The organism is Hymenobacter psychrophilus, from assembly GCF_900107135.1.
GTDB classification, from domain to species: domain Bacteria; phylum Bacteroidota; class Bacteroidia; order Cytophagales; family Hymenobacteraceae; genus Hymenobacter; species Hymenobacter psychrophilus.
In genome coordinates this window covers 241,256-267,624 of the sequence record NZ_FNOV01000005.1, presented here as the reverse complement: position 1 = coordinate 267,624, position 26,369 = coordinate 241,256, and the positions used below count along the sequence as shown (strand labels likewise).

The window sequence follows — 26,369 nt, the reverse complement described above, 5'->3', positions numbered from 1 at the left end:
CAGCCATAAAGGACCGAGCCTTGCCAATATAGTAATTCGTCAATAGTCGTTCACATCTTATCTCCCTACAGACCTCCCACAAGTTTCGCCCCATCAACAGTAAGGTGTTGAATATTATAAAGTTGGTAGATATTTTTTGAAGTAATGCGCCTGTAGTCTACCGCTACATGTAGTAGTCTTGGGGCCTGGAAAAATTGGATAAAAGCAAAGTGGCTTTACACGCAACTGCAGCACCTGCACGACGCGCTCAAGTACCTGGCCTTCGTCTCAAGCCAACACTCGGAGCAATCCGGCACTCAGGCCGGCTACGTTTTCGTCTCCTGTCGCCGTCTGTAGCAATATGCGTGTCAGCCGCTTTCAAATGCTGGAAGTCGAGGTTTGCGACAGCCATTAGGTTAGAAAACAGCACTACTTCTACAGCTTCAAACCACAGATGCTAGTGGTCTAAAGTAGGCATTATTCGTTGATAAAGTATGCATCTGTCAATATTGCCGGCAGACATGCTTCAGTAATCAAAGGCAGCAACAATGTCAATCCGCGTGCAATCAATTATCTAGGCGCTAAGCAAAGCGTCCAAGTTCCATTTGCCAAGTTGCAAGCAGTCTGTCTGCTGACTGGCAGTAGTTATGGTGGGGCAGAATATGTCTGCTTTGCTTTTTGAGCCGAAACTGCCTGCAGTGGGGGGGGCTGCCGCTTGCCTAACCGCGTAGCTGGCTCCGAAACAAATCAAGGGTCCGGCCCCAGGACTGGGCCGCCGCCTGGACATCATAGCGAGCGGGCGAGGTATCATTGTTGAAAGCGTGGTTCACGCCCTCATATACAAACTGCTCGTACTTGGTGCCCGCAGCCTGCAACGCTGCCTGCCAGGCGTCTTTACCGGCATTCACCCGCTCATCGAGGCCGGCGTAGTGTAGCAGTAGGTGCGCTTTTATAGCAGCGGCTTCTTCGGCGGGTGGCTGCATACCGTAGTAGGCTACGGCGGCATTGAGCTGCGCATCGTGGCTGGCGAGGCGGTTAGCCAGGGCGCCGCCCCAGCAGAAACCCACGCAGCCGGTGCGGCCGTTGCCGTTGGGGTGCTGGCGCAGGTAGGTGAGGGCGGCCAAGTAATTGGTTAGCGTCCGGTCTTGGTCAAGCTTACCGATGAGGGTGCGGCCCTCATCCTCGTTGGCCGGGGTGCCCCCGAACTCCGAGAGTCCATCGACACCCAGGGCCAGATAACCCGCCTTGGCTACGCGCCGGGTTATATCCTTGATGTGCGGCGTGAGGCCCCGGTTTTCGTGGATAACGACCACGGCACCTCGCTTTTTCCGGCCTTTGGGATGCACCAGATAGCCCTTCATGGTTACGCCTGCCGCACTTGGCCAGGTCACGGTTTCTTCGCGCAGGCCGGCTGCTGCGGCAGGCGCAGTAGCAGCATTGGCGTAGCCCGGTTCCAGTATGGCCAGCGCGGCTGCCGCCAGCGCGGTACTACCCGCTAGCTTTTGAAGTCGGTCCAGAAAGTCGCGGCGGCTGAGCGGGGCGTGGGTGTACTCATCGAAGAGCGTGATAATGCGTTGGTCCATGGGGTGGGGGTAAATGGGGGAATGGGAAAGGTAACGAATTCGGGGGCAGGCTTTCGGCCGCTCGCGCCCGGCTTCCCGGCACTCGCCCGATTTTTCCGGCACTCACGCGAAAACGCCTGCTTCCGGCTCCGCTGGCCCACACCTTTGGCTCATTATCAACCCAAAGCCCTCCTCCTATGGATACGCAAAAGCTGGCCCGCGACGTGAAATTCCTGAAGACCTACGCCCTGAGCGCTACCCTGCTGCCCGCAGTGGCGCTGCTGTGCGCGTTTGGTAAGCCCGATAAGCCCGTGCGCTTTGGCGAAATTAATGTGGAGCGCATCAATCTGGTGGAGCGCGACGGCACCGTGAAGATGGTGATGAGCAACAAGGAGCGGTTTCCGCAGGGCGTGACCATCGATGGCCAGCACATCGACTATGCCCGCACCAACCCCGGCATGCTGTTCTATAATGAGAAGGGTGAAGAGTGCGGCGGCCTCATCTTCGGTGGCAAGAAGGACAAGGACGGAAAGGTGTCGGCCGGCGGGCACCTGTCGTTCGACCGGTTTGGGCAGGATCAGGTAATTGCCCTCAACTACCAGCAGCAGGGCAGCAACTACCAGGCGGGCCTCACCTTTAATGATGCCCCCGAGGAGTCGATGGCCGTGACGGAAGCCAAGTACAAAAACGCCACGCCCGACGAAAAGAAGCAGGCGCAGCGCGAAGGCAAGCTGGGGCTGCAGCGCCGCATGTTCGTGGGCACTACGGTGGGCCGCTCCTCAGCGCTGGTAATGGCCGACCAACGCGGCGAAACCCGCCTGATGCTGGTAGCCAACAACGACCAGTCGCTGCTCGACTTCAAGGACAGCCAGGGCCGTACCCGCCTAAGCATCGGCGTCGATAAAAACAACCAGCCGGTGCTGCGCTTCCTCGACGAGCAGGGCCAGGAGGTGAAGCCGGCCCCGACGGCCAAATAACGGCACGGGGCGTATCTTATCGGCCGGTTATGCGCAAGTCCATCTGGTTTTACGTTGCCCTTTTGGGGCTGGCCACGCTGCTGGCACTGTTCACGCGCCTGACGATGGCCACCGAGGCCGCCGACTTTCACTTGTACCCGGATGCGCCCTTCTGGCTGTTTCTGCAAACGTTGCTCATCGTTTATCTGCTCGATAAGCTCGACCAACGGGCCCGGCTGCACCGGCAGGCGGTAGTAGAGGGCAGGGGCTACTACCTGCGGCTGCTGCTGGGCGGCGGGCTGCTGTATGCGCTGCTGATTCAGGTGCTGAACCTGGCAATCAGCTTCGGCTTTAGCTGGCTGCCGACGGGCCGGCCCTTCAAGTGGGACTGGTACCGGCTGGGCCGGGGGCTATTTCTGGATTTGTTCTTCTATCTGCTGATGGGCGGCGTTTACCTGCCGTTTCTGTATCAACGGCACGCGGCCCGGCTGCGGCTGGAACTGGAGCAGCTGGAAAAGGAAGCCACCCAGGCCCGGCTGCGGGCCTTGCAGCAGCACGTCGACCCGCACTTTCTGTTCAACAACCTCAACATTCTGGCCGCCCTCATCGAGCCGGCCAATACCACCGCCCACGATTACGTAACGCACCTGGCCAGCCTATACCGCTACCTGGTGCGCACCCGCCAGCTCGATGCCGTACCGCTGACGGAGGAGCTGGCCTTCCTGCGCGACTACCAGTTTCTGCTGCAGCGTCGGTTTGGAGCGGCGTATGTATTCGAGGAGGATATACGGGTGCCCGCCGCCGAGCTGGAAAACCTGCTGATTCCGCCCGGGGTGGGGCAGGAACTGCTCACCAATGCCCTCAAGCACAACGTGGGCAGCCGCGCCCGGCCGTTGCGGGTGCAGCTTGTTATAACGGCCACCAGCCTGGAAGTGCGCAACGCCCGCCAACCCCGGCCGCTGCCTGTGCTGGGCGAAGGCAGTGGCCTAGCCGGCCTGCGCGCCCGGTTGGCCTTGCTGCACGATGTGCCGGTGCGGGTGGAGGAGTCGGCGGAGTGGTTTAGCGTGGCGCTGCCGCTGAGCCGGCTGGCCCCAGTGTCGGCGTAAAGCCCGTTTCCAATCTGAAAATCTGCCACTGCCTATGCTCCGTCTGCTACTCATCGAAGACGAGGAACCCGCCCTCGACCAGCTTCGCCACTTTGCCCTGCGCTACCACCCCACGGCCACCATTGTGGGCGAGTGCCAGCAGGTAAGCGAGGCCGCCGACTTCCTGCGCCAGCATCCGGCGCCCGATTTGATTCTGTCGGATATTGAGCTGCTCGACGGCAACGTGTTCCAGCTGTTTGGGCAAGTAGCCGTCAGCAGCCCCGTCATCTTCATCACGGCCTACGACTCGTTTCTGGTGCAGGCCTTCGAGCAGAACGGCATTGCCTATGTGCTCAAACCGGTGCAGTACGCGCAGTTTGCGGCGGCCATGCAGAAGTTCGAGCGGCTGCGGCAATCTTTCCAGGGGGCCGCGCTGCAGCAGCTGGCCGCTACGCTGGCCGCTACGCTGGCCGCTACGCTGGCCGCTACGCTGGCCACTACGCTGGGCGCGGGCGGCGTGGGCCCGGCAACCGCCCCGGCTTACAAGCAGCGGCTGGTGAGCAAAACCCGGCAGGGCCTGTACTTACTCGATGTGGCCGAGCTGCACTACTTTCAACTGCGCAACGGCGTTGCGCACGCCTTCGATGCCCGGGGCCGCAGCTTCGTGCTCAACGAAAGCCTGAGCCAGCTCGAGGCCCAGTTGGACCCGGCGCAGTTCTTCCGGCTCAACCGCACCGAAATGGTGCAGCTCAGCGCCATCGAGCGACTCGAACCCTATTTCAATGATACGCTGGTAGTGCATCTGAAAAGCGTCGGGGTGGCTTTTACGGCCAGCACCCACCGCACGCCCGAGCTGCGCCGCTGGGTGGGCCTCAAGTAAGGGCTGCCGACTCTTATTCCTCCTCCCGATTAACGGTAGCCGGGCTGAAGGCCGGTACGCAGATGGACCAGTACTCGCACTCGGCGTCGAAGGGGTTGGAGTAGCGCACCCGCGCCCCGGCCTTAATCAGTAGCGACTCGCCGGCGCCTAGCTCTACTACATCACCGTCAATCTCAAACCGTTTGCGGCCGCGCACGACAATCGTTACCTCGTCGAACTCGGGGCGCTGGTGGGGCTCGCTCCACTGGGGCGGGGCCACCATATGGGCCACACTGTATTGGCTGGTGCCAGTACTGGCTTGGCCGATGTGCTCTTCGATGAGCTTACCATCGGTAGTGGGCACTATGAAGGGGTTCTGTTGGCGGAAATAGCGTTTTTCAGACATTGGTAAGAGCTGGTGAAGGATTAGTTGGTCCGGCCGGGGCACTCGCCAGGGGTGGAGCTGGTTACGCCGGCGTTGGTGGCCTGGCAGGCGTTGCCGTAGGTTTTGCCGTCGCAGCCACACACCGGGTCGTACTGCATGGTGCAGGCCGCGTCGGGCCGGGTTTTGGCCGGGTCGATGCAGGGCTGGGTGGGCGTGGTAGAAGACGCAGTTGGCTGGCAGGCCACAAGGGCCGGTAGCAACAGCAGGCAGCAGAACAGTCGGGTAAACATGGCGCGAAGATAAGGGGGGAGCCCGGAGACAGTAACACAGCTACTACGATAGTATAGCCGCTTTGGTATCTTTCAATCGATTTTTCGGCCTGTGTATAACCCCGCCCGCCTGGCTTCGTATAGGGAGCCATAACCGGAGGCCAGAGGTAGCAGTTATGCGCCTCGTTTCCGTTCCTTCTGAATCTCTATTTCCAACCTTTCTCTCCACAACATGTCGCATTACGAAGAAGATAACTCGGGTAAAATTCTCCTCGCTGCCATTGCCGGTGCTGGTGCCGGTATCATTGCGGGCCTCCTGATGGCTCCTGATAAAGGCAAAGCTACCCGCGACAAGCTTGGCAGTGCTGCTACCAAGTACAGCGGCCAGCTCGGCGACCAACTCTCCAAGTACGGCGAAGACCTCGACTCCAAGTTCAAAGGCTATATCGAAAAGCTTGAAGACATGGGCCTGACCGGCGCCGGTGGTAGCCTGAAACTGAAAGGCAACTGGGATGACCTGAAAGGCAAGCTGAAGCAGCAGTACGCGCAGCTCACCGACGAGGATCTGACCTACGCCGAAGGCAAAGGTGATGAGCTGATCGGCCGTCTGCAGAACAAGCTTGGCAAAGCCAAATCTGAAGTAGTAAAGATGCTTAACGACCTGTAGGTCGCGCTTTACCGCAACCAAAGCCCCCGTCTTTTTGAAAGACGGGGGCTTTTTGTGTAAACCCGCCGGCCGCTGCCGCGTTATAAAAACAGGCCGGCCGCAATGGCTGCCACCCCACGCTATACCTTCTTCCCATGCAAGACACGAAAGGCAAAGTAATCTTCTCGTTGCTGGCCGGCGCTACGGCCGGTATCGTGGCCGGCCTGCTGCTGGCCCCCGAAACCGGCGACGAAGCTCGCGCCGATATTAAAGAGTCGGCTGGCAAACTCAACAAAGATTTGGCGAAGCTACTGAAAGAGGGTAAGGCCCGTCTGGATTCCTTCACCGGGAAGGCTCCTGTCAGTTCCGGTCAGCAGAATGCCGACCGTACGGCTGCCGACGACCTACTCAGTTCCATGAACCAACCGAATGGTCCTAGCACCGACATATAAATTATTTTTTCAGTTGCTGTAACCCTGTGCGCATCGTCGCCGTAAATAAACATACAAGCCGCCTGAAAGAGAGGTGGAGAAGCCGTTTCAGTAAAATTGCCGGCCGTTAAGCTTCTGTCAGAATCTGGTTAAATAGCCTGACAGCAAAATTAATTGTTGCCCATCGCACATTTCTTTTATGGCCCTGCCTTGAATGGTGGGCGGTTTGCAAATAAAGAAAGCCTCTCGTTCTTATCGGCGGGAGGCTTTCTTCTTTATATGCCGCTTGGTGTGACCGAGCGAGCAGGGCAGGCATTGTACCGCCTGCCCTACTCGCTCGCTTACTGCTTATTGCTCGGGATGCGGGGCGTTTTCCGACTTCGTGTACTCTGGCTTCATTTGCGGGAAGAAGAGTACATCCTGGATAGAATTAGAGTTGGTCATGATCATGCTCAACCGGTCGATGCCGATGCCTAGGCCGGCCGTGGGTGGCATGCCGTACTCCAGGGCCCGCAGGAAGTCCTCGTCGAGGACCATGGCCTCAGTGTCGCCGCGCTTGCCCAGCTCCAGCTGCTCCTCGAAACGGGCGCGCTGGTCGATGGGGTCGTTGAGCTCGGAGAAGGCGTTGCAGATTTCCTTGCCGTTGCAGATGGCTTCGAACCGCTCCACCAGCCCCGGCTTGCTGCGGTGCTTCTTGGCCAGCGGCGACATTTCTACCGGGTAATCGGTGATGAACGTGGGTTGGATGAGTTTGGGCTCCACGTGCTCACCGAAAATCTCGTCGATGATTTTGGCTTTGCCCATGCTTGGGTCGAGGCCTACTTTCAGGTCTTTAGCGGCGGCGCGCAGTTCCTCCTCGCTCTTGCCTTCAATGTTGAAGCCGGTGAAGTGCTCGATGGATTCGGCCATGGTATAGCGTTTCCAGGGGCGCTGGAAGTTGATGAGGTTACTGCCCACCTGTACCTCAGTTTTGCCGTGCAGCGCCATGGCCACGCGCTCTACCATTTCCTCCACCAAATCCATCATCCAGTAGTAGTCTTTGTAGGCTACATACAGCTCCATCTGGGTGAACTCGGGGTTATGGAACCGGCTCATGCCCTCGTTGCGGAAGTCTTTGCTGAACTCGTACACACCATCGAATCCGCCCACAATCAAGCGCTTGAGATACAGCTCGTTGGCAATGCGCAGGTACAGCGTCATGTCCAGCGTGTTGTGGTGCGTTTTGAAGGGTCGGGCCGCCGCACCGCCATACAGCGGCTGCAGAATCGGGGTCTCTACCTCCAGGTAGCCTTTGTCGTTGAGGTAGTTACGCATGGCCTGCACCAACTGGGTACGCTTGATGAATGCCTCGCGTACATGCGGGTTCACCACCAGATCAACGTAGCGCTGGCGGTAGCGCTGCTCGGGGTCGGTGAAGGCATCGTAGGTAATTTTCTCGCCCGTGGCCTCGTCGGTGCGCTCTTTTACTACCGGCAAGGGCCGCAGGGCTTTGCTAAGCACCGTCAGGCCCGTTACGTGCACGGAGGTTTCGCCCACCATCGTTTTAAACACCCGGCCGGTTACGCCAATGAAGTCGCCCAGGTCGAGTAGCTTCTTGAACACCGTGTTGTATAGCTCCTTGTCTTCGCCGGGGCAGATTTCGTCGCGGTTGATGTAGAGCTGAATGCGGCCCGAAGCATCCTGCAGCTCGGCAAACGAGGCCTTGCCCTTCACTCGCATCGACATGAGCCGGCCCGCTAGGCTCACCTCCTGAAAGTTGTTGAGCTCGACGTGGTAGTTGTCGAGAATTTCCTGGGCGTAGAAGCTCACATCGAACAGCTCCGAAGGGTAGGGCTCGATGCCGAGCTGCTGAAGCTCTGTTAGTTTATTGCGCCGGATAATCTCCTGTTCGCTGAGGTGCTGCATAGGACGAGGGGGTAGCGGCCCCGCAAGGAGCGGGGCGAAGTCAAGCCGCAAAAATAGCGCAGCCTGTTCGCCTAACCTAACCCTTCACCGAGCTATTAGCTGACAGCCATTAGCTCTAGTGTTGCATCGATTGGGCCAACGCAAAAAGCGCCGGCCCAATGGGCCGGCGCTTTGGTATATATGGAGTCGGGGAAGTACAAAGGGAAAGCAACTGTTCAGAAATCAGCCCTAGCATGGCAGCTTAAGCGGCCATGCGCAATACTGGCGTCTCGTCGTCGGTGAGCTGGGGGGTTACGCGGGTGCGCAAGCGTTCCTCAACAAACGAGTTCTGCAGGTGGCGGGGCAACTCGGCTACCAGCTGCTCGTAACGCTCCAAGCCCAAGGCCTTGGCCACGTAGGTTTCGTGAATGCCGTTTAAGTAGCTGACAATGTTCAGCAACGAATCATGAAACAGACTGAAGTCGATATCGGCCTCCACAAAACGCTCAATCTCGCGGCTGGTTTGGGAGATGCGCAGACGGCCCAACAGGTCGAAGAGCGTGGTGTAGCCCAAGCGCCAAGTAATCTGCTGCCAGTGCGAGGGTGTCCACTTATCGAGCACCTTGCCGGTTTTCTGGCTGCGCAGGGCCGTGTTGGGGTTAGCCTGCACCTGCAGGCGCGTGGCTTTGGCCTTAATGGTGCGGGTGGTGCGCAGAAACTGACCAATCTGGGCCTGAGCGTCTATTTCCTTGCCCGCAATCTGGAGGCCCGCCTTGTAGCCGGCCAGCGGCAGGCGGTGGATGCTGAAGTCGCCGTAGGCGCCAGCGGCATAGAACGAGATGGGACGCGGATAAGCGTTGCGCACCACCAGCCGGCCTACCTCGCGCCGAATGAGGGCGGGGTTATTGCCGCGCACGCCAGTAGTGTACAAGAAAGCCTGCAAACCAGCCATAATAGTGTGGTAAGCCTGCGGGAAGGTCCAGTGAAGGGCGTTGCGCAAGTAATCATCGTCGCCCAGTTCAGCCGTGGCACGCAAAGCATACTCGGTGCTCCAGCAAGCATGCAACATCTTGGTTACAGCCTGTATGTCGTCCTCGGCCAACTCAGCCTGATGCGCCCGGAAATAGGGGAGGTGGCGCAGGCCACCCTGGACGTTGTCGGCCTCCTGAATGTGGTAGTTGATGGCGAAGAAGTAATTGAGAAACACCTGGGCCGGAATCGATTTACGCCAGGTTTCCTCGGCTTGCTTCTGCTCCTCGGTCACGAGGGGAATAATCGGAGTCTCCATGTCTGTCGTCGTCATGATTAGTAAACCATCAGACACAAATATAAGTTCTTATTTGCTAAAAATATTGACAATCTATTTATGTTATTAATTAGCTGTTTATGAGTTGTTTAAACGAGTTGATAAGCTGATTAAAGTACACGGTTAAAAAGGATTATTTGCTAAGGTGAGTGGCCATAATAATAGGGGGACAAAAAAGCCTCCCGAACCAGAGTCCGGGAGGCTTGTACACTGGCCGACGTAGGGGCCAGCAGCTTAAATTTCGTCGTGGAGTACAGCTACGGCCTCGCGCAACGTAATATCCTTAGTAAGCGGCTTCACAAAGCGTGAGGCGCGGTTCACCTTAATCGTATCGGCGCCGATCTGGCGCAGATCGAAGGCCAGGGGCGCAATAGTCATAGGCTGAGCCGCATTCTGGATAGCCTCGTACTTGTCGGCTTCCGCTTTGGCCAGTTGCTGCTCGCTCCGGTAGCCGGCCAGCTGTAGCGACACCTTGGTGTCATCCTTCCGCTTGACCATGCGCTGTACCATGTCGGAAAGCTGCTTGAAGCTGGCGTTGCTGTTCACGCGGGCTAGACTGGCCTGCCGCAATTTGTCGATGGGCGGGTTGCCGGCCCACGGGCGGTAGCGGGCGGGCGAAATCTCATCCCACTTCAACGCGTATTCCTGGCTTTTTTCGCCTTGGTCTAGGTAGCTGTATGCGTCGGGCAGAATGATATCGGGTACAACGCCCTTAAACTGCGTCGAACCGCCATTAATGCGGTAGAACTTCTGGATGGTGAGTTTAAGCGAGCCGAAAGGCTTAATACTATTGAACTCAGCAGGCAGGGCATCGTCCAGATCAATGATGCGCTGCACGGTACCTTTGCCGTAAGTGCTGGCCGAACCCATAATTACGCCGCGCTTGTAGTCCTGAATAGCGGCCGCCAAAATTTCGGAAGCCGAGGCGCTATACTTGTTCACTAGTACAATCAGCGGACCGCTGTACTGCACCCTTGGGTCGCGGTCGTTGAGGACAGTGGCCGAGCCCTGGCTGCCACGCACTTGCACAACAGGACCACTATCGATGAACAGGCCCGCCATTTCAACGGCATCCTGCAGCGAGCCACCACCATTGAAGCGCAAGTCGAGCACGATGCCCTTCACGTTTTCGGCCTTCAGTTTCTCCAGTTCTTTCTTTACATCGGCGGCGGAGCTGCGGCCGCCGTTATCGTTGAAGTCAGCATAGAAGTTGGGCAGCTTGATGTAACCCAGATTATTTCCATTGTCGTTGATGGTGGCCGACTGGGCATAAGTTTCTTCAATCACTACCACATCGCGAACGATAGGGATAATTTTAGTGCTGTTGTCGGGTTTACGTACTGTCAGGCGCACTTCGGTGTTCTTGCGGCCCCGGATCAGGGTAATGGCCTTATCGAGGCGCCAACCTTCAACCGATACGGGCTCTTCGGCACCCTGAGCCACGCGCAGAATAATGTCGCCGGCCTTCAGTTCGCCTTGGCGGTACGAAGCTGAGCCAGGTACGATGTCGTTAACCTTGATGTTGCCATCCTTCTCCTGCAACGTGGCGCCAATGCCTTCGAAACGGCCGGTCATGGCAATATCAAAGTCGTCTTTCTGGCGTGGGGCAAAGTACTCGGTGTGTGGGTCGTAGGTATTGGCAATTACGTTAGCATACATAGCCAGCCGGTCAGCCGCTTCGGTCTGCTCCAGGTCGTGGAAGTAGTCGTTGAAGTACTTAAGCACGCGCTTGCGGGCTTCCGCCTCCATCTGCTCGGCATTCAGTACCGGACTTGATACCGTTGCTTCTGAAGGCTTAGCGTTAGTGGAAGCCAAAGGCTTGTCCTTCTTTTTGGCCTGCTCGTCCATTATTTCCGAGAGGCGCACCATCGTCTGGTACTTCAGAAACTTGCGCCACTCCTCGCGCTGGGCGGCCGGGGTAGTTGCAAAGTTTAGTTTATCGGCCTCTGTCTCGAACGACTCGGATACTGTAAAATCGAAGGGCTTCGCCAGAATATCCCGATAGATCCCCTGCACGTCCTTCACACGCTGGGCCATAAGTTTGGTGCTCAGGTCGAGATATTCGTGAGTGCCACGGATAATCTGGTTATCAATTTCGCTCTGGTACTGGCGGAGTTGCTGCACATCGGTGGCTAGCAGAAACTTCTTGCTGCCATCAAGGCGCTTAAGATAAAGGTCGAATACACGCTTGGAAAAAGCGTCATCCAAGCGTTCAGGCTGATAATGTGCCTGCGACAGACCCTGCACCATCGCCTTGATCAGTACCTCATCTTTCTGGAGGGGCTGTGTATCGTTGCGCCGGTAGAGCTTGTAGGAAGCCAATACGAAGACGGCCAGCAGGACCGAAACGTAAAGACCTATTTTAATGCGGGGTACAGACATGGAGCAGGAGAAGGTGAAATGAAAAACGAATGGTGAGGCCGTCAGCCGCCGGCTGCTAAGTAAACCGGCACGACTATATAACGTGCCGGGTAGTTAAATAAGTGCCTGATGTTGACTACTGATTGGCCGCTGTCCTGTTACGTAATGCCGGGAACCTGAACCGGCTTGACGGCTGTGAATATAACGGTTCAGCAAATAGGAGCCCAAACCTGTCCTAAAAGTACTTTTATTGATAAGCAGTTTACAAAAAAAGGTTCTTCCCAATAAGGGAAGAACCTTTTTACTTAATCGAATACGCCAACGGCGTAGCTAATTAGTAGCGGCGTACTTTGTCACCATTGTGGCGGCGGAACTCCTCCTCGAAGTAACGAGCGTCTTCTTCGTTACGTGGACGTACACCCATTACGATGTTACCGTCTTTCACGTCGCTTTCGTACTCAGCAGCGTGCTCCTCGGGAATACCCGAACCTACCAAGGCACCTACCAAGCCACCCGTCAGGCCACCGGCACCGGCACCAGCCAAAGCAGCAGCAATAGGGCCGGCAATTACCAAGCCTAAGCCGGGCAGAGCTACCGAAGTACCAATGGCAGCAATAGCGCCGATGATAGCACCAGCCGTGCCACCAATGGCCGAGCCTACGCCAGCACCTTCCATGGCTTTGTCGCCGAGTTCGGTGTCAACGGTATCGTCGCCGAAGTGACGCTTACGGGCATCTTCCGACATCACCAAGTTCACGTCGTCCTTATGGTAGCCACGCGAGGCGAGCGACTGATACGCACGCTCGGCGCTGTCACGGTCGCGGAACGAACCAGCCGTGTAGCTATTACCCGAACCGTACGTTGTATTATCACCGGTTACTGCACGGGCAGCATCGCCGGCAGCATTCTGAGTGGCATCAATACCAGCACCTACAGCAGCACCTACCGAACCCGCAGCGGCGGCACCTTTCTGGGTAGCGCTAAAGTCGTGGTTGGGATTGTTGTCGCGGTTCATCGAATCATTGTTCATGGGAAGGGATGTTTAAGATGATGGAAATAAGGAGTGATTTCCGTCCTCCAGTGGAAAGGAAGAGAGTAACGGAGGTTTCGGGGTTCTTAACGCAGCCCCAAAAACGAAGTTGCGCCAAAAAGATGTACGCAACCTTTTTACTCTCCCAAATCCTGCCTTAACACCCTCAAAAAGAACTTTTCGAGCTAGGATTTAGGCTTCGCAAATTTTTCAAAATTTGTGTCATCCTGCCAAAAATCCCGACACTGCTGCCGTAGATCCTTCAGGAAAGTTTCGTGCTGCTTAAGGGCCCTCCACTCGCCCAGACCCAGCCGCTCGCATAGCTTAAAGAAATTATCGCCCTGGCCTTTTGAACCCTTCACCTTTACCAGGCAACTCAATATTGGCCGGCCGGCCTGAAACTCCTGCTCCGAAATTTCAGTCAGGATTTCGTTGAGCCGGGCCTTTTCGTGCGTGATTTCCAAGTTAAGACCCAATTCAGCTTCCTGAATCAGGTTCAGGTAGCTGGTAGTACCAACTTGGTTGCGAGAAAAGCGAATGAGGTGATTACGTACTCGGCCAATCATAAGGAGAGAAAGAGAAGATGATGAAGATATACGGCCCTGCAGATGGGCAAACAGCCTGCCTGTACCAAAACTGTGCCGTTTGCCCATTGGCGGCAACTGCCGTACCGCTATAGTTTGCGGCGGCGCATCTCTTTCTGAATCAGGCGAAATTCGCGACTGGTCTGGCCGGCAATGGCGGTGTTTTCGTCGGCACGGCGTAGCAGGTAGGGCATTACGGCCTCTACGGGGCCGTAGGGTACGTATTTGGCCGTGTTGTAACCTGCATTGGCCAAGTTGTAGCTCAGGTTGTCGCTCATGCCATACAACTGGGCAAACCATATGCGCGAGTCGCTGGGGCGCAGGCCGTGGCGTTGCATTAGCTGAACAAGCAGCAGCGAACTGGCCTCATTGTGGGTGCCGGCGCACATGCTTATGTGCTCTACATGGTGAAGGCAAAAAGCCAGGGCTTCGTCGTAAAGGCTGTCGGTAGCCTGCTTGGTGGGGTTGATGGGATTAGGCCGGCTCTGGGCCGTAGCGGTACGGGCTTCTTTCTCCATATAAGCGCCGCGGACCAGCTTGGCCCCAATGTGGTAGCCATTGGCTGCGGCCTCGGTGGCCGCAGCTTCGAGCGCCTCCAGCCGGTCGTGGCGGTAGAGTTGATAGGTGTTCCAGACGATGGCCGACTCGTGGTTATAGCGCCGCATCATCTGATAAGCCAGCTGGTCGATGGTATCCTGAAACCAGCTTTCCTCGGCGTCGATGAACACACGCACTCCATACTGGTGGGCCCGGGCACAAATGGCATTCACCCGCAGCACCGTTTTGTCGAAGCTGGCCTGCTCAGTGGCATTCAGCTTTTGGCCGGCCTGAACTTTCTCCAGAATAGCGGCCTCGCCCACGCCGGTTACCTTAAAAACCGAGAAGGGAACATGTTGGGAGCGGTGAGCCAAATCGAGAGTAGCCAGAATTTCGGTAGTCGTGGCATCGAAGCTCTGGTCGTTGCCCGCTCCTTCCACCGAATAATCTAGGATGGTGCCGATGTTGTAGCGGCCCAGTTCCTCAATTACGGGCAGACATTCCTGGATGGTTTCACCCCCGCAAAAGTGCTCGAAAATGGATTTCTTGATGAGAAACTTAGTGCCGGGCAGATGCCACTTAAGCGCCATTTTCATCAGCCCGCCGCCGGTTTTTACCAGCGTAACATTGTTCATGGCCGCAAATAGCGCGTACATTTTACGCAGTTCGCCATTGGAGCGCGAGGCAAATGCAACGGCCGTATCCTCGAAAGAAATGGGGGAAGCCTGAAGTTGAGACATAAGAAGGGGCGGGTGGGGGTGGCCGGGCGAAGGGTGCGTAGCAATAAGAGCAAGTAAAGATAAGCTGCCAACCTAATTTCTCCGCATTGGCCTGCTGCATAACTACGCCCAGCCAGTGCCACAACCCACAACAGGCACTAGCCCACATGAGAAAAAGGCTTCACCATGAGTGGTGAAGCCTTTTGCAAGGAGCCTGAAATAACAAACGCCCGCAAGCGTCGGCGCAGCATCAGGAAAAGCACCAAGTAAGCCCGGCGCTACTGCATAAGATGTACCGACGACGTTATGATAGGTGCGTTGGTGCGCCGGAAACGGTGGTTGGCTGGCTGGCTGGTCACATCCTGCAACTGCAACTGGCTGCCGGTCAGGGAGTATATCTGCCGCCGTTGATAGCCGTGGTAGGTAATGGTGTAGCGCTCCGTCCCCAACAGGCGTAGTCCATTACGAGTTACTTTGAAATTGGCGGCACTTACCAACACATCGTCCTGGTAGAAGCGGGCGCGGCCCCGGCGGTCGAAGCGGATGCTCATGCGGTGGCCGGTATTGGTCGGGGTGAGGGTGGAGTGGTTGGCAGTAATCGTCTGGGTCCACTCCCAATTCCCCACTAGTTCTGCTTCAGAAGTTGGCAGCAGTGGCCCATAGCTGCAGGACGTTAGTAGTCCGCCGACTATCAATAGTAGCCAGAAAGCAACGCCAGCGAATGTAGGCATGGTAAAATGAGATGTAAGTTGCGGGCGCATAGCAAAACTCGGATAAATTAATTTTGCATCGAAATAAGCATTATTTGTTCGTATCATCATTTGAATTTTGAATAAACACCGAAAAATCATATAATAATGAAGCAGAACATCCATATCGGTGCAACTGCACTGGCTCAACTGGCCGAGTTGCTGCATACCCCGGCCGTAAGCCAAGTGGTGGTGCTGGCCGATGAGAACACCGTCCGCCAGTGCCTGCCGCTACTCGTGCCGGTGCTGCCGGCCACCTACCGGCTGGTAGAAATGCCCGCTGGCGAGGAGTACAAGACGCTCGAGACCTGCCAGCTACTCTGGGCCGAACTGACTGAGCAGCGCGCTGACCGCTACGCTGTCGTAGTAAACCTGGGTGGCGGGGTGGTAACTGATTTAGGCGGTTTCGCGGCGGCTGTGTATAAGCGCGGCGTACGTTTCGTGCAAGTGCCCACCACGCTGCTAGCCCAGGTAGATGCCAGCGTGGGCGGAAAAACCGGCGTCGATTTTATGGGCTTCAAAAACCAGTTAGGCGTGTTTCAGGCGGCGGCGGCTGTTTTCATCGATCCGCACTTTCTGCGGACGCTCGACCCACGCCAATTGAAGTCGGGCTACGCCGAAGTAGTGAAGCACTGGCTGATTGCCGATGCCGGGGCCTTCGAGCGCAACCGCTACGTGGGCGTTATGGTTGATGACTGGACGCCGGTTATTGAAGAGTCGGTGGCACTAAAGCAGCGCATCGTCGAGCAGGACCCGCTGGAAACCGGGCTGCGCAAGTTGCTCAATTTCGGCCATACGGTGGGCCACGCCTTGGAGAGTTACTTGTTGCAACAGCCGGGCCGCGAAATTCTGCACGGTGAGGCGGTGGCGGCCGGCATGGTGTGCGAAGCCTGGCTGAGCTACCATAAAGGGCTGCTGAGTGCGGCCGAACTGGACAAAATCGAAACGTTCCTGTTCTCCATTTTCGAGAAGGTGCAATTCGTGCTGCTCGAAACCGAAGCCATTGCCGATTACGCGCTTCAAGACAAGAAAAACACGGGCTCCACCATCAACTGCACGCTGCTCGAAGGCCTTGGCCACGGCGTGTACGACCAGCCGGTAACGCTGGCCGAAATTGTGGAGGCCCTGCGCTATTACCACCGGCTACCGGGCTAGTGGGCCCGCCGGGCATTGTTTTACCAGGGGCGGAGCACCGTTTCGCCCTGCATTCTGCTACTGTCATTAACTCATTCCTCACGCTTACCTGGCCGGGCGGCCCGTTGCGCGGCACGGCGCAGGTGCCGGCTTCCAAAAGTGAAAGCAACCGCGCCCTCATTATCCAGGCGCTGGCCGGCGGCGGGCAGCTCCACAACCTCTCCGACGCCAACGACACCCAGCTGATGCAGCGACTGTTGCAGAATCCGGCCGCTCCGGTATTCGATGCCGAAGATGCTGGTACTGTTATGCGTTTTCTAACGGCCTACTTAGCCATGACGGGCCGGCAGACGGGGCTAACCGGTACCGCCCGGATGCAGGAGCGGCCCATTGCGGTGCTCGTGGATGCGCTACGCGAGTTGGGTGCCCGCATCGAATACGCTGGCCAAGAAGGCTATCCGCCACTACGGCTGCGGGGCCGTACGCCCCAGCCAGCCACGGCCGAAGAAATGGAGCCAATAGAATTAACCGTGCGCGGCGATATCAGCAGCCAGTATATTTCGGCCCTGCTGATGATTGCGCCCACGCTGCCGGCCGGGCTGCGCATCTGGCTGACGGGCAAAGTCGGCTCGCGGCCCTATATCCGGATGACGCAGGCGCTGATGCAGCATTTTGGGGCCGTGTGCCGGGATTTGGGTACGGTGCTGGAGGTGCGCCCACAGTCCTACCAGCCCACCGACTACACCGTGGAAGGCGACTGGTCGGCAGCCAGTTACTGGTATGCTATGGTGGCGCTGGCCCCCGAAGGCTCGCACCTGACGCTGCCCACGCTACGCCGCTACTCCTGGCAGGGCGACCAGGCCATTGTTGGCATTATGGCCCAGCTGGGCGTGCACACGGAGTTTCTGGCCGACGAAACCCTACGTCTGACTAAAACAGCCCCCGCCGCCCGTATCACCCAGGATTTCACCGACTGCCCCGACCTAGCCCAAACCGTAGCCGTAGTAGCGGCGGCTCTCGGCGTTCCGGCTACCCTCACTGGCCTGGAAAGCCTGCGCATCAAGGAAACCGACCGCATTGCAGCCCTGCAAACCGAGCTGGGAAAATTTGGAGCAGCGCTGACGGATGTAGGGGAAGGTCGGTTTGACGTGTCGGCCGAGAACTTCCGGGTAGAAGGGCAAACGGTGGCTACTTACCACGACCACCGTATGGCCATGGCCTTCGCGCCGCTGGCGTTGCTGGGCGAAATCCACATCGAAGCCTCGCAGGTAGTGCGCAAGTCCTATCCGCAGTTCTGGCAGGAGCTGGAGAAAGTGGGCTTTAGCCTTCCAGCCCCAGCTGTCTAGCCAACTCAGCCGCTAACCAAAAAAAACAGTAAAATCACGATTAATCAGCGGAAATCAGTGCTTTAAGGTAAGCGGCCGTCAGGCGCAGGCGGCTGCCGTACCAACTGAATAACTCGCCATCGACGATGCGGATTTGGGCCGCAGGGCAGTGCTGCTGGAACTCGGCCACGTGCTTTTCGGCGAAGGGGTAGGGCTCGGAGGAAAGCAGAATCTGCCGGGGCGCGGCGTCCTGCAGCTGCTCGGGCGTGATTTCGGGGTAGCGACCCAGTTGGCCGAATACGTTACGGAAGCCGGCGCGGGCCAGCATCTCGTCAATGAACGTGCCGCCGGCCGCCACCATGTAGGGCTTGCGCCAGATGAAGTAGGCGGCCGGTACCGGCTCGGATGCGGTTGGGGCCAGGGCGGCGAAGGAAGCGGTAATCTCAGCGGCCAGCGCATCACCAGCCTCCTTGCGGCCCGTGAGCAGCCCCACCCGCCGAATCATATCGAGTGACTCAGCCAAAGTAGTAATGTCGCTCAGCCAAATCGGGTAGCGGGCGGCCAGCTGCTCGATGCCGTCCTGGTAGTTTTCCTCCTTATTGCCGATGATGAGGTCGGGCCGCAGGGCGTCAATCTTCTCGAAATCGAAGTTCTTGGTTCCCCCGATGACGGCCGCTGACTGCCGCGCTCTGGCCGGATGCACGCAGAACTTGGTCACGCCCACTACCCGCTCGCCCAGCCCCAGATCAAACAACAGCTCGGTTTGCGAAGGCACCAGCGATACAATGCGCTGCGGCGGAAACGGCACGGCCACCCGCCGGCCCATCTGGTCGGTTACAGTTAGCGGGGGCTGGATGAGCGGCAATTCCATAGGGTTGGAGAGGAGTTAGGAGGGCCAGGCATTTGATAGTAACGCAAAGGAGCCGCCCGCGCCGGACGGCTCCTTTGTACTAGAAAACGCTGTAGGCGCGGGGCTTGCCCCCGCCCGCCGTTAAACGGTTAATGTGGGTTTCGTCCAACGGCGGGCGGGGGCAAGCCCCGCCCCTACATCGTTATTAGCTGAAGTAGCGGAAATCCTGCTTGTCCTCAATGCGGAGTACGGTTTCGTAAATCAGGTCGATGACGTGCTGCACGTCGTCTTTGTGAACCGTTTCAACGGTCGTGTGCATGTATTTGAGGGGCAGCGAAATCAGGGCCGCCGCCACGCCGGAATGCGAGTAGGCAAAGGCGTCGGTGTCGGTGCCGGTGGCGCGGGTGGCGGCGGCGCGCTGGAAGGGAATTTCGGAGCTCAGGGCCGTTTCGATGATGAGCTCGCGCAGGTTGTTCTGCACGGCCGGGCCGTAGGTAATCACCGGGCCTTTGCCACAGAACAGGTCGCCCGAGGTCTTCTTCTCATACATCGGCGACTGGGTGTCGTGGGTCACGTCGGTGATGATGGCCACGTCGGGCTTGATGCGGTGGGCAATCATCTCAGCCCCACGCAGGCCAATTTCCTCCTGCACCGCATTCACGATATAGAGGCCAAAGGGCAGCTTCTTGCCTTCTTCCTTCAGGCGGCGGGCCACCTCGGCAATCATGAAGCCGCCGATGCGGTTGTCGAGCGCCCGGCCCACGTAGAACTTGTCGTTGAGCACCATGAACTCGTCCTCGAACGTCACGACCGAACCCACATGGATGCCCATTTCCTCCACTTCCTCCTTGCTGGAAGCACCGCAGTCGAGGAACACCGTTTCCATCGTTGGCGCCTTGTCCTGATCGGGCTTGCGGACGTGGATGGCGGGCCAGCCGAACACGGCTTTCACGATGCCCTTTTTGGTGTGGATGTTCACGCGCTTGCTGGGGGCCACGAGCGGGTCGGAGCCGCCGTTTTTGCGCAGGTACAGGAAACCCGATTCGGTGATGAAGTTGACGAAGTAGCTGATTTCGTCGGCGTGGGCCTCAATCACCACCTTGTACTCGGCCTCGGGGTTGATGACGCCCACCACCGTGCCGTAAGTATCCACGAAATGCTCGTCGATATACGGCTTGAGGTATTCCAGCCAAATCTGCTGGCCTTCCTTCTCGAAGCCGGTAGGGGAGGCATTGTTGAGGTATTTCTGGAGAAAATCGAACGATTCTTGACGCATAGTTGGGGGAGATGTGGATACTACAAGAACGTCATGCTGAGCGGAGCCGAAGCATCTCTATCGCTTCGTTGCAATGGCAATCCAACGAAGCGGTAGAGATGCTTCGGCTCCGCTCAGCATGACGTTCTTTTGCTCATGACCTACTACTAAAGGCGGAATTACAGCGGAATGTTGCCATGCTTTTTGCGGGGCAGCGTGGCCACCTTGTTTTCCAGCATCTTGAAGGCGCGAATCAGCTTCTGGCGGGTCTGGGAGGGCAGAATCACCTCGTCCACGAAGCCGCGGTGGGCGGCGCGGTAAGGGGTGGCGAACTTTTGCTGATACTCATCTACCTTCTCTTGGAGCTTGGCTTCGGGGTTTTCGGCGGCGGCAATTTCGCGCTTGAAGATGATTTCGGCTGCACCCTTGGCGCCCATTACCGCAATTTCGGCAGTGGGCCAGGCGTAGTTCAGGTCGGCCCCGATGTGCTTGGAATTCATCACATCATAGGCCCCGCCGTAGGCTTTGCGGGTGATGACGGTGATGCGCGGCACGGTAGCTTCGCAGAAGGCGTAGAGCAGCTTGGCGCCGTTGGTGATGATGCCGCGCCACTCCTGGTCGGTGCCGGGCAGGAAGCCAGGCACGTCTTCGAGCACCAGCAGCGGAATGTTGAACGAGTCGCAGAAGCGCACGAACCGGGCCGCCTTGGTGCTGGCGTTGATGTCGAGCACGCCGGCCAGCACGGCCGGCTGGTTGCCCACGATGCCGATGCTGCGGCCGCCGAGCCGGGCAAAACCTACCACGATGTTCTCGCCGAAGTTCTGGTGGACTTCCAGAAACGAATCGGCATCAATAATCCCCTCAATCACCTCCCGCATGTCGTACGGCTGGTTGGGGTTTTCGGGCATGATGTTGTCGAGGACCGGGCGGCTTTCGTTCTGGCCTGCCTCGTAGGGCAACATCGGGGCCGTTTCCTCGCAGTTCTGGGGCATGTAGCTCAGCAGCTGCTTCACGCGGGTGATGCAGGCTACTTCGTTGGCACAGCTGAAGTGCGTGACGCCACTCTTAGCCGAGTGGGTGCTGGCCCCGCCTAGCTCCTCGCTGGTTACGGTTTCGTGGGTTACGGTTTTCACCACGTTGGGGCCGGTCACGAACATGTAACTCGTGTCCTCCACCATCAGAATGAAGTCGGTGATGGCGGGCGAATACACCGCGCCGCCCGCGCACGGCCCCATAATGGCCGACAGCTGGGGCACTACGCCCGAGGCCAGCGTATTCTTGTAGAAGATATCTGCGTAGCCGCCCAAACTCACCACGCCTTCCTGAATGCGGGCCCCGCCCGAGTCGTTGAGGCCGATAACGGGGGCCCCGTTCTTCATGGCGAGGTCCATGATTTTCACGATTTTCTCGGCGTGGGTTTCGCTCAGCGAGCCGCCAAATACCGTGAAATCCTGGGAAAACGCGTACACCAGCCGGCCCTGCACGGTGCCGTAGCCCGTTACCACGCCGTCGCCGAGGTAATACTCCTTATCGAGGCCGAAGTCCTTGGAGCGGTGCATCACAAACTTGCCGATTTCCTCGAACGAGCCCTCGTCAAACAGCAGATCAATCCGCTCCCGGGCTGTGAGCTTGCCCTTCTTGTGCTGGGCATCGATGCGGGCTTGGCCGCCGCCGAGCAGCGCTTCCTGGTTTTTGCGGGCGAGAACTTCGAGCGGGGTAAGCTGGGCGTCGGCGTGCGGGTCGGACATGCGGGGTGGGAATAGTCGAATGGTGTAACCAGTGTTAGGTAGCCAAAGGTAAGGCCCAAGGGCAGAAAAGCCGCGCCCAATATTTGGGCGCGGCGTAGTGGCACATATCGATTCGACTCACAAGTAAAACGGCCGGCCCCCACAATGGGAGCCGGCCGTTCTGCTTATCAATCGAATCTACTTATTCGCCTTTGCTCTTGGCGTCGGTAGGCTCGTCGTCGGAGGCTTCGGGAGCTTCTTCCGGAGCTTCCTCGGGCCGCTCGTCACTGGCTTGGACTATTGCTACTCCGCTACCTTTGCTAGTCGCGAAGACGAGTTCCTCCGCGCCTTCGGTGTAATCGGCGGTGATAACGTCGCCCTGGGCAATTTCAGCCTTCAGGATTTCCTCGGCAATCGGGTCTTCAATGTACTTCTGGATAGCCCGGTTGAGTGGCCGTGCGCCGTACTTGGGGTCGTAGCCTTTCTCGGCTACGAAGTCCTTAGCGGCATCGGTCAACTCCACTTTGTAGCCCAGCGTCTGAATGCGACTCAGGAGCTTGCTCAGGCTGATGTCGATAATCTTGTGGATATCCGACTTCTCCAGCGAGTTGAATATTACTACATCGTCCAAACGGTTCAGGAACTCGGGCGAGAAGGTCTTCTTCAGGGCGTTGGTAATGGTGCCCTTCGTCAGCTCGTCCATGTTCTCCTGCCGCGACTTGGTGCCGAAGCCGATACCGGCGCCGAAGTCCTGCAAGTCACGCGCTCCGATGTTGGAGGTCATGATGATGATGGTGTTGCGGAAGTCCACCTTACGGCCCAGGCCGTCGGTCAAAATACCGTCGTCGAGCACCTGCAACAGGATGTTGTACACGTCGGGGTGGGCCTTCTCGATTTCGTCGAGCAGAATCACCGAGTACGGCTTGCGGCGGATTTTCTCCGTCAGCTGGCCGCCCTCTTCGTAGCCCACGTAGCCGGGAGGCGCGCCTACCAGGCGCGAGATGCTAAACTTCTCCATGTACTCCGACATGTCAATCCGCACCAGCGAATCTTCCTTGTCGAAAAGGTAAGTAGCCAGCACCTTGGCTAGCTCCGTTTTACCCACGCCGGTCGGGCCCAGGAACACGAAGGAACCGATAGGCTTCTTGGGGTCCTTGAGGCCCACCCGGGTACGCTGGATGGCCTTCACGAGCTGCTGAATGGCCTTATCCTGGCCAATCACTTTGCCGCGAAGCTCCTCGCCCATGTTAAGCAGCTTGGCGCTTTCCTTCTGCGCAACACGCGAAACGGGGATGCCGGTCATCATGGCAATTACCTCGGCCACGTTCTCCTCCTTCACGGTGTAACGCTTCTTCTTAGTGTCCTCCTCCCAGTCTTTCTTGGCGGTTTCGAGCTGGTCGATGAGCTTCTTTTCCGTATCGCGGAGCTTGGCGGCTTCCTCGTACTTCTGGCTCTTCACCACGCGGTTCTTCTCGCCTTTGATGTTCTCGATCTGCTCTTCGAGCTTGAGAATATCCTCGGGCACCACTATGTTGTTGATGTGCACGCGGGCACCGGCCTCATCGAGAATATCGATGGCCTTGTCGGGCAGGAAACGGTCCGACATATAGCGGTCCGACAGCTTTACGCAGGCCTCAATGGCCTTGTCGGTGTATACTACGTGGTGGTGGTCCTGGTATTTGTCCTTGATGTTGTTCAGAATTTCAATCGTCTCCTCGGGCGTGGTGGGGTCCACCATCACCATCTGGAAACGACGAGCCAGCGCGCCGTCCTTCTCAATGTACTGGCGGTACTCGTCGAGCGTCGTAGCACCGATACACTGAATCTCACCGCGCGAAAGGGCGGGCTTGAACATGTTGGAAGCGTCGAGCGAGCCCGAAGCCCCGCCGGCACCCACAATCGTGTGCAGCTCATCAATGAACAGAATCACGTCGGGCGACTTTTCCAACTCGTTCATCACGGCCTTCATGCGCTCCTCGAACTGGCCCCGGTACTTGGTACCGGCCACCAGCGAAGCGAGGTCGAGCGTAACCACGCGCTTGCCGAACAGCACCCGCGACACCTTCTTCTGCACAATGCGCAGGGCCAGGCCTTCGGCAATGGCAGTTTTACCTACGCCGGGCTCGCCGATGAGGATGGGGTTGTTCTTTTTGCGACGGCTCAGAATTTGAGCTACACGCTCAATTTCTTTTTCGCGGCCCACAATAGGATCCAGTTTGTCGTCCTCGGCCATTTTAGTTAGGTCTCGGCCAAAGTTGTCGAGCACCGGGGTGCGCGACTTGTCGTTGCCTTTCTTAGGCGTAGCGCCCGCGCTGCCGCGACCGGCACCGCCACCCCCGAAGAGGCGGTCGTTGTCGTCGTCGTCGGCCTCGGGGCCGGAGGTAGGGTTGTTCGCCGCGTTACCGTGGTAATCGAGCGAGTCGCGCACAGATTCGTAGTTCACGTTGAATTTGCTCAGAATTTGGGACGAAATGTTGTCTTCATCGCGCAGAATCGACAGGAGCAAATGCTCGGTACCGATAATTTCGCTCTTGAAGATTTTGGCCTCCAGATACGTGATCTTGAGGACCTTTTCGGTCTGTTTGGTCAGGGGAATCGAGCCGGTGATGCTGGTACCCTGGGTGGCCGTGTTGCGGGTGGCCTGCTCGAGCGCATACTTAAGCTCGTCGATGGACACACCTAGCTTTTTAAGCAGGCCCAAAGCAGTACCTTCCCCCTCGCGGATCATGCCCAGCAACAGGTGTTCGGTCCCGATATAGTCGTGCCCCAGCCGGATGGCCTCCTCCCGGCTCAGGGAGATGACCTCCTTGACTCTGTTTGAGAATTTAGCTTCCATGCAGATAAGGTAGAAAAGAAAAACGGATTGCTGCCCTATAAAAGGCTAATGGGGCAGATTTGGCCGATTGTAAACTGAAACAGTTGGAGTCGGGCGTTGGTTCGGGCGGCTGGTAGGCACTACGCAAGAAAACTGCCGGCGGCCGGACCCTGCATAAAGAGCAGGTCTAAGATGCTCAGTCCGGGTGCAAAATCTTTACCAAAATGCTGCCCGTAAACCGTTACCGACGCTCTGTCAGGTCGGGCTGGTAGCGTTGGGTGCTTAGGCGAGAGGGTATCGCGCAAATCGTGCGGCGAAACGGCAGAATCGTGGGGTTCAGCTAGCTCAGCAGTAGCCGGCTGGTATTCGGTGGTGAGGTGAATGGGCAGGCGCAGGCGCAGGCAGCGGCAGTAGAAGTGCAGCAGCGCCAGGTTCAGGTCGAAGAGCCGGGCGGGTTTCTGCTGGTAGATATCGTGTAGGTAATCGGCGTAATATTCGAAGTACGGGCTGCCCCCGTAAGCGGTTTGCAGTGTGTGCAGGTGTTGGTGCCGCCAGTTCTGGCGGTAGTCGATTTCGATGAGCGAACTGAGCACCTTCTCGCTCCGGTTTCCATCCAGCACGGGCACGGAAAGCGGTTTTACACCCTGGGCCGTAAGAATCAGACAACGGTTGCGGTAGGTTTGCTTGCGGTAGTGGTCGTGGGCCTCCAGCCAGAGCGCATCTGCGCGAACGAACTCGGCAAAAAAAGCAATGGGCGGGTGGTACTGCGTTTCGAAAAGGATATCGGACACTGTTTTTTAGCTGATAGCTATTAGCGACTGGCTGTTAGCTTTTTGTTCTGGAATGAAACGGACGTTGTAAATTGGGTGTAGACTGAACGATGCGGGATACCAAGGGCCCATGACCATCAGAGCGAATAAAACCGCCCGGAAAAGTCGCAATTTTGCCACCAACAACTGCGGCGGCCCGTTGCAAACCCACTGCCACTTCTGCCACTTATACCGCCAAACTGACATAATGCCCGTTCGCTTTCGACTTTTCCTGCTGCTACTCCTGCCGCTGCTGGGCCCCGCAGCCACCCCGGCCGTGGCTCAACTGCTCCTCGACGCCGCCTGCTTCCGCAACGACGACGTGGCCGTAAAGGGCGGCGTGGTGGAAGTGTACATTACCGTTTCGGGCCAGCACCTGACATATAAGCGGCGGGCGCCGAAGGTGTTTCAGGCGGCGGCCCTGGTTACGCTCGAAGCCATCCGGCCCGATGGCACAGCCGCTTACCAGGAAACCATTACGCTGAAGCCCCCGGTACTGCGCGATACTACAGCCGCCATTAAAAACCCTATCAGTTTCCAGAAGCGCCTGTGGCTGCCGGCCGGCCACTATACCCTGCGCGGCCAGTTACGCGACCAGAACCGGGCTGCCTCGACGGTTATCGTGGAGCAGCCGCTGGTGGTAGAGTTCGGGGCCACCAAGCCCCAACTCAGCGACTTAGTGCTGCTGGCTAAACCTGTTAGTCGTAGCGCCTCGGAGGCGAACAACTTTATTCGTTTGGGCTGGACTTTGACTAGGGCCCCCGGCGGCCTCTATGCCCGCGGGCAGGATAAGCTGTTTTCCTACGCCGAACTATACAACATTGCGATAGGACAACCGCTCGTATTGCTCTACCGCCTGCAACCTGTGGTGAGTAAAATCGTCGTCGCCAGCGTTAAGGGAGTAGCTCAGGGGGCAGAGGGGCGCCCTACCGTGCTTGCTGCTGAGTTGGATATAAGCAAAGTGCCAGCCGGCAACTACATCCTCACGCTGGAAGTACGCGACGCCAAAAACCGCGTGCTGGCCACCGAAACTGCCCCCGTGCATCGCAACCCTGCCGACTACGCCCCCGCCGGGGCCGTGATGCCCCGCTAAACTTCCCGATTAATTGCCC

At 57.8% G+C, this 26,369-nt stretch carries 23 protein-coding genes; 8 read left to right on the top strand and 15 right to left on the bottom strand.

Annotation, left to right across the window (positions count from 1 at the left end):
- Window positions 1-698: 698 nt before the first annotated feature.
- Window positions 699-1,562, bottom strand: a complete 864-nt coding sequence (locus BLW21_RS09605) for a dienelactone hydrolase family protein (protein ID WP_092739386.1) — start codon at window positions 1,560-1,562, stop codon at window positions 699-701.
- A 176-nt stretch (window positions 1,563-1,738) separates the two neighbouring features.
- On the opposite strand from BLW21_RS09605, the gene BLW21_RS09600 reads away from it, so the two are divergent.
- The 3 genes from BLW21_RS09600 to BLW21_RS09590 are packed head-to-tail and all read left to right on the top strand — an operon-like array spanning window position 1,739 to window position 4,462.
- Complete coding sequence (locus BLW21_RS09600; RefSeq protein WP_092739384.1) at window positions 1,739-2,518, top strand: hypothetical protein; 780 nt, start codon at window positions 1,739-1,741, stop codon at window positions 2,516-2,518.
- Window positions 2,519-2,547: 29 nt separating this feature from the next.
- Entirely contained in the window at window positions 2,548-3,603 is a 1,056-nt protein-coding gene (locus tag BLW21_RS09595; RefSeq protein ID WP_092739382.1) for a sensor histidine kinase, read from the top strand.
- 34 nt (window positions 3,604-3,637) lie between these two features.
- Window positions 3,638-4,462 carry a LytR/AlgR family response regulator transcription factor gene (locus BLW21_RS09590; protein WP_092739380.1) on the top strand — a complete coding sequence of 275 codons (825 nt, stop codon included), beginning with the start codon at window positions 3,638-3,640 and terminating at the stop codon, window positions 4,460-4,462.
- 13 nt (window positions 4,463-4,475) lie between these two features.
- Here the strand turns inward: BLW21_RS09590 and BLW21_RS09585 are convergent, their stop codons facing one another.
- Window positions 4,476-4,847: a cupin domain-containing protein gene (locus BLW21_RS09585; protein WP_092739377.1), complete on the bottom strand. Its 372-nt coding sequence runs from the start codon at window positions 4,845-4,847 to the stop codon at window positions 4,476-4,478.
- 20 nt (window positions 4,848-4,867) lie between these two features.
- Entirely contained in the window at window positions 4,868-5,116 is a 249-nt protein-coding gene (locus BLW21_RS09580) for a Kazal-type serine protease inhibitor domain-containing protein (protein ID WP_092739375.1), read from the bottom strand.
- A 211-nt stretch (window positions 5,117-5,327) separates the two neighbouring features.
- On the opposite strand from BLW21_RS09580, the gene BLW21_RS09575 reads away from it, so the two are divergent.
- Both BLW21_RS09575 and BLW21_RS09570 read left to right on the top strand, forming a co-directional pair.
- Complete coding sequence (locus BLW21_RS09575; RefSeq protein ID WP_092739373.1) at window positions 5,328-5,762, top strand: CsbD family protein; 435 nt, start codon at window positions 5,328-5,330, stop codon at window positions 5,760-5,762.
- A 134-nt stretch (window positions 5,763-5,896) separates the two neighbouring features.
- Entirely contained in the window at window positions 5,897-6,193 is a 297-nt protein-coding gene (locus BLW21_RS09570; protein WP_092739371.1) for a YtxH domain-containing protein, read from the top strand.
- A 327-nt stretch (window positions 6,194-6,520) separates the two neighbouring features.
- Here the strand turns inward: BLW21_RS09570 and lysS are convergent, their stop codons facing one another.
- The 7 genes from lysS to BLW21_RS09535 all read right to left on the bottom strand — a co-directional run bounded on the left by lysS (window position 6,521) and on the right by BLW21_RS09535 (window position 15,324).
- Entirely contained in the window at window positions 6,521-8,077 is a 1,557-nt protein-coding gene (lysS, locus tag BLW21_RS09565; RefSeq protein WP_092739369.1) for a lysine--tRNA ligase, read from the bottom strand.
- A 241-nt stretch (window positions 8,078-8,318) separates the two neighbouring features.
- Entirely contained in the window at window positions 8,319-9,359 is a 1,041-nt protein-coding gene (locus BLW21_RS09560; protein ID WP_245711860.1) for a hypothetical protein, read from the bottom strand.
- Between the two features lie 237 nt (window positions 9,360-9,596).
- On the bottom strand, window positions 9,597-11,744 hold the full coding sequence (locus tag BLW21_RS09555) for a carboxy terminal-processing peptidase (protein ID WP_092739365.1): 2,148 nt from the start codon (window positions 11,742-11,744) through the stop codon (window positions 9,597-9,599).
- A 313-nt stretch (window positions 11,745-12,057) separates the two neighbouring features.
- On the bottom strand, window positions 12,058-12,753 hold the full coding sequence (locus BLW21_RS09550) for a hypothetical protein (protein WP_317040226.1): 696 nt from the start codon (window positions 12,751-12,753) through the stop codon (window positions 12,058-12,060).
- A gap of 185 nt (window positions 12,754-12,938) precedes the next feature.
- Window positions 12,939-13,406 carry a hypothetical protein gene (locus tag BLW21_RS09545; protein ID WP_245711859.1) on the bottom strand — a complete coding sequence of 156 codons (468 nt, stop codon included), beginning with the start codon at window positions 13,404-13,406 and terminating at the stop codon, window positions 12,939-12,941.
- A gap of 20 nt (window positions 13,407-13,426) precedes the next feature.
- On the bottom strand, window positions 13,427-14,614 hold the full coding sequence (locus BLW21_RS09540) for a proline dehydrogenase family protein (RefSeq protein WP_092739361.1): 1,188 nt from the start codon (window positions 14,612-14,614) through the stop codon (window positions 13,427-13,429).
- A 257-nt stretch (window positions 14,615-14,871) separates the two neighbouring features.
- Window positions 14,872-15,324: a hypothetical protein gene (locus BLW21_RS09535; RefSeq protein ID WP_139255149.1), complete on the bottom strand. Its 453-nt coding sequence runs from the start codon at window positions 15,322-15,324 to the stop codon at window positions 14,872-14,874.
- Window positions 15,325-15,450: 126 nt separating this feature from the next.
- On the opposite strand from BLW21_RS09535, the gene aroB reads away from it, so the two are divergent.
- Both aroB and BLW21_RS09525 read left to right on the top strand, forming a co-directional pair.
- Window positions 15,451-16,497: a 3-dehydroquinate synthase gene (gene aroB / locus BLW21_RS09530; protein ID WP_245711858.1), complete on the top strand. Its 1,047-nt coding sequence runs from the start codon at window positions 15,451-15,453 to the stop codon at window positions 16,495-16,497.
- A 104-nt stretch (window positions 16,498-16,601) separates the two neighbouring features.
- Window positions 16,602-17,822: a 3-phosphoshikimate 1-carboxyvinyltransferase gene (locus tag BLW21_RS09525; protein WP_092739355.1), complete on the top strand. Its 1,221-nt coding sequence runs from the start codon at window positions 16,602-16,604 to the stop codon at window positions 17,820-17,822.
- Window positions 17,823-17,862: 40 nt separating this feature from the next.
- Here the strand turns inward: BLW21_RS09525 and BLW21_RS09520 are convergent, their stop codons facing one another.
- From BLW21_RS09520 to BLW21_RS09500, 5 genes are all read right to left on the bottom strand, one after another.
- Window positions 17,863-18,672 carry an ABC transporter substrate-binding protein gene (locus BLW21_RS09520; RefSeq protein ID WP_092739353.1) on the bottom strand — a complete coding sequence of 270 codons (810 nt, stop codon included), beginning with the start codon at window positions 18,670-18,672 and terminating at the stop codon, window positions 17,863-17,865.
- 184 nt (window positions 18,673-18,856) lie between these two features.
- Window positions 18,857-19,927 (bottom strand): M42 family metallopeptidase, encoded by a 1,071-nt coding sequence (locus tag BLW21_RS09515; RefSeq protein WP_092739351.1) that lies wholly within the window; start codon window positions 19,925-19,927, stop codon window positions 18,857-18,859.
- Between the two features lie 158 nt (window positions 19,928-20,085).
- Window positions 20,086-21,654: an acyl-CoA carboxylase subunit beta gene (locus BLW21_RS09510; protein WP_092739349.1), complete on the bottom strand. Its 1,569-nt coding sequence runs from the start codon at window positions 21,652-21,654 to the stop codon at window positions 20,086-20,088.
- A gap of 181 nt (window positions 21,655-21,835) precedes the next feature.
- The gene (locus BLW21_RS09505) at window positions 21,836-24,469 is read right to left on the bottom strand and encodes an ATP-dependent Clp protease ATP-binding subunit (protein ID WP_092739347.1); all 2,634 of its coding nucleotides are present in this window, start codon (window positions 24,467-24,469) and stop codon (window positions 21,836-21,838) included.
- Window positions 24,470-24,588: 119 nt separating this feature from the next.
- The gene (locus BLW21_RS09500; protein WP_245711857.1) at window positions 24,589-25,239 is read right to left on the bottom strand and encodes a WbqC family protein; all 651 of its coding nucleotides are present in this window, start codon (window positions 25,237-25,239) and stop codon (window positions 24,589-24,591) included.
- 226 nt (window positions 25,240-25,465) lie between these two features.
- On the opposite strand from BLW21_RS09500, the gene BLW21_RS09495 reads away from it, so the two are divergent.
- Window positions 25,466-26,350, top strand: coding sequence for a hypothetical protein (locus tag BLW21_RS09495; protein ID WP_139255148.1), 885 nt, complete (start codon window positions 25,466-25,468; stop codon window positions 26,348-26,350).
- The last annotated feature ends 19 nt before the right edge of the window (window positions 26,351-26,369 follow it).

Bases quoted from the DNA above. Each gene is read 5' to 3' on its own strand.
- BLW21_RS09595 (WP_092739382.1), top strand. From the start codon at position 2,548: ATGCGCAAGTCCATCTGGTTTTACGTTGCCCTTTTGGGGCTGGCCACG.
- BLW21_RS09585 (WP_092739377.1), bottom strand. From the start codon at position 4,847: ATGTCTGAAAAACGCTATTTCCGCCAACAGAACCCCTTCATAGTGCCC.
- BLW21_RS09510 (WP_092739349.1), bottom strand. From the start codon at position 21,654: ATGTCCGACCCGCACGCCGACGCCCAGCTTACCCCGCTCGAAGTTCTC.
- BLW21_RS09545 (WP_245711859.1), bottom strand. From the start codon at position 13,406: ATGGGCAAACGGCACAGTTTTGGTACAGGCAGGCTGTTTGCCCATCTG.
- BLW21_RS09570 (WP_092739371.1), top strand. From the start codon at position 5,897: ATGCAAGACACGAAAGGCAAAGTAATCTTCTCGTTGCTGGCCGGCGCT.
- BLW21_RS09605 (WP_092739386.1), bottom strand. From the start codon at position 1,562: ATGGACCAACGCATTATCACGCTCTTCGATGAGTACACCCACGCCCCG.
- BLW21_RS09520 (WP_092739353.1), bottom strand. From the start codon at position 18,672: ATGGAATTGCCGCTCATCCAGCCCCCGCTAACTGTAACCGACCAGATG.
- BLW21_RS09495 (WP_139255148.1), top strand. From the start codon at position 25,466: ATGCCCGTTCGCTTTCGACTTTTCCTGCTGCTACTCCTGCCGCTGCTG.
- BLW21_RS09580 (WP_092739375.1), bottom strand. From the start codon at position 5,116: ATGTTTACCCGACTGTTCTGCTGCCTGCTGTTGCTACCGGCCCTTGTG.
- lysS (WP_092739369.1), bottom strand. From the start codon at position 8,077: ATGCAGCACCTCAGCGAACAGGAGATTATCCGGCGCAATAAACTAACA.
- BLW21_RS09515 (WP_092739351.1), bottom strand. From the start codon at position 19,927: ATGCGTCAAGAATCGTTCGATTTTCTCCAGAAATACCTCAACAATGCC.
- BLW21_RS09560 (WP_245711860.1), bottom strand. From the start codon at position 9,359: ATGACGACGACAGACATGGAGACTCCGATTATTCCCCTCGTGACCGAG.
- aroB (WP_245711858.1), top strand. From the start codon at position 15,451: ATGAAGCAGAACATCCATATCGGTGCAACTGCACTGGCTCAACTGGCC.
- BLW21_RS09505 (WP_092739347.1), bottom strand. From the start codon at position 24,469: ATGGAAGCTAAATTCTCAAACAGAGTCAAGGAGGTCATCTCCCTGAGC.
- BLW21_RS09555 (WP_092739365.1), bottom strand. From the start codon at position 11,744: ATGTCTGTACCCCGCATTAAAATAGGTCTTTACGTTTCGGTCCTGCTG.
- BLW21_RS09600 (WP_092739384.1), top strand. From the start codon at position 1,739: ATGGATACGCAAAAGCTGGCCCGCGACGTGAAATTCCTGAAGACCTAC.
- BLW21_RS09540 (WP_092739361.1), bottom strand. From the start codon at position 14,614: ATGTCTCAACTTCAGGCTTCCCCCATTTCTTTCGAGGATACGGCCGTT.
- BLW21_RS09550 (WP_317040226.1), bottom strand. From the start codon at position 12,753: ATGAACAATGATTCGATGAACCGCGACAACAATCCCAACCACGACTTT.
- BLW21_RS09590 (WP_092739380.1), top strand. From the start codon at position 3,638: ATGCTCCGTCTGCTACTCATCGAAGACGAGGAACCCGCCCTCGACCAG.
- BLW21_RS09535 (WP_139255149.1), bottom strand. From the start codon at position 15,324: ATGCCTACATTCGCTGGCGTTGCTTTCTGGCTACTATTGATAGTCGGC.
- BLW21_RS09575 (WP_092739373.1), top strand. From the start codon at position 5,328: ATGTCGCATTACGAAGAAGATAACTCGGGTAAAATTCTCCTCGCTGCC.